Annotated in this window: 2 protein-coding genes; one reads left to right on the forward strand and one right to left on the reverse strand. The window is 66.6% G+C overall.

Annotation, left to right across the window (positions count from 1 at the left end; translation table 11 throughout):
- Positions 1 to 465, reverse strand: a 465-nt coding sequence (locus UK23_RS34250) for a protease inhibitor I9 family protein (RefSeq protein WP_196778009.1), incomplete at its 3' end; no start/stop codon positions are given.
- Positions 466 to 873: 408 nt separating this feature from the next.
- Between UK23_RS34250 and UK23_RS34255 the strand changes: the two genes are divergently transcribed.
- A complete protein-coding gene (locus UK23_RS34255) occupies positions 874 to 1,974 on the forward strand; it encodes a S1 family peptidase (protein WP_045315880.1) in 1,101 nt (366 codons plus the stop codon).
- Positions 1,975 to 2,010 lie beyond the last annotated feature (36 nt).

Here is a 2,010-nt window from a genome sequence, read left to right on the forward strand (position 1 = left end):
ACCGGTGTCGATGATGTACGCGTGCACGTTCGACGCGGTGGTGTCGTACTGGTAGCTGCTGCTCAGCGGCAGGTCCCGCTGGTCGACGCGGTCCAGACCCCATGACGGCGGGTTCTGCTGGACGTCGAGCAGGTGCACCTGGGCGTCCTGCTGGACGTAGGCGACCTTCGGGTCCGCGGCGAGCCTGGCGGCCTGCTTGGCCGTCATCTTCACCGAGAAGCCGTTGAGCGCGTGCTGCCAGACCTGATCGACCTGGCCGCCGTACTTGCTCGCCAAGCCGGGCGCGGCGGCCCTCGACGCCGTGTCGGCCTTCAGCGAGACGATGTAGCTGTCCTTCACGACATCGGCGCGTTCGGCGCCAAGAATCGTCCCCACGTTTTCCTGAGCTGAAGCAGCGGGCACCACAGCGGCGGCCAAACACAGGGCGGCGGCGGCGGTGAGTCCCGTACTCAAGACTCTTCGCATGGCAGGGTTCTCCCTCGTGCAGGGAACAGGGTGACCTGCACGCTAGACCTAAACCGCAGGTCAGAGGGATCCGCCGTCGAGTGCGAACTGTTGACAGATTTGACATTTCGTGTCAATACGGACGGTCGCTCTACGTGACGGAAGTAGGCTGAGAGAACGCATTTGAATTCCCTATACCAACCCGAATGCCGAGAGGTCCACCCCTCGATCGGCCCTACCGTCCGGTAGGCAACACAACATAGCGTCACCCAGACGGAGGAACGAACTGATCGGGCAGTTCGCCGCCTGGGGACGCCAGCTATCCGGTGTCGTGCGGGCTGTGTTGCAGCACAGCCGATCTCCTCATCGCGGTTGCCCGGTCCGGCGTTACACCGGCCCTGCACAACCTGAAACTGAGGAGAAATGCCTATGAAGCGCATGGCTGTCGCGGCAGTCGCCGTGCTGGCGGGTGCACTCGCGACGACGGTCTCCCCTGCCGCCGTCGCCGCTCCTGAACCCTCCGCCGACCTGCTCGCCGCGATGCAGCGCGACCTCGGACTGAACGCCCAGCAGGCGGCGGATCGGCTGCGTCAGGAAAGCGCGGCCGCGGTCCTGCAGCACGTCGCCAAGGGGTTCGCGGGTGACGAGTTCGGTGGCGCGTGGTTCGACGCGTCGATCGGCAAGCTCGTCGTCGGCGTGACGGACGGGGCCAAGGCGGATCGGCTGCGCAGGCTCGGCGCCGAGCCCCGCACCGTTGCCCACAAGGCCAGCGACCTCGACTCGGCCAAGTCCAAGCTGGACGCGGAGAAGGCTCCTGCCGAGGTCACCGGCTGGTACGTGGACACTCGGGCGAACGCGGTCACGATCACCGTGAAGCGCGGTCAGGCCGACGCGGCGAAGTCGTTGGTGGAGAAGGTGGGCACCCTCGCCAAGGTCGTCGAGACCGACGAGGCGCCACGGGTGTTGAAGGACATCCGCGGTGGCGACGCCTACTACATCAACAACGCCGGACGTTGCTCGGTCGGCTTCGCGGTGCAGGGCGGGTTCGTCTCCGCCGGGCACTGCGGGTCACCTGGCGACACGGTGGCCGGTGTGGACAAGACGGCTCTGGGCACCTTCGAGAAGTCGTCCTTCCCCGGCAACGACTACAGCTGGGTCAAGGCGAACTCGAACTGGACGGCCACGGCCAAGGTGAACCACTACGGCGGCGCCGACGTCGTCGTCTCTGGGCACACCGAGTCCGCGGTCGGCGCGTCGATCTGCCGTTCCGGTTCGACCACGGGCTGGCACTGCGGCGAGGTCCAGGCCAAGAGCCAGACGGTGAACTACCAGGAGGGCTCGGTCAGCGGTCTGACGCGCACGAACGTGTGCGCGGAGCCCGGTGACTCGGGTGGCTCGTGGGTCAGCGGCACGCAGGCGCAGGGCGTCACCTCGGGTGGCTCCGGCGACTGCACCAGCGGCGGCACGACCTACTTCCAGCCGGTCAACGAGATCCTCTCGGCCTACAACCTGACCCTGGTCACCGGCTGACGTTCTTGATGAAGGGAACCTTCATCCACCTCACGT

The organism is Lentzea aerocolonigenes (genome assembly GCF_000955955.1).
GTDB lineage: Bacteria > Actinomycetota > Actinomycetes > Mycobacteriales > Pseudonocardiaceae > Lentzea > Lentzea aerocolonigenes_A.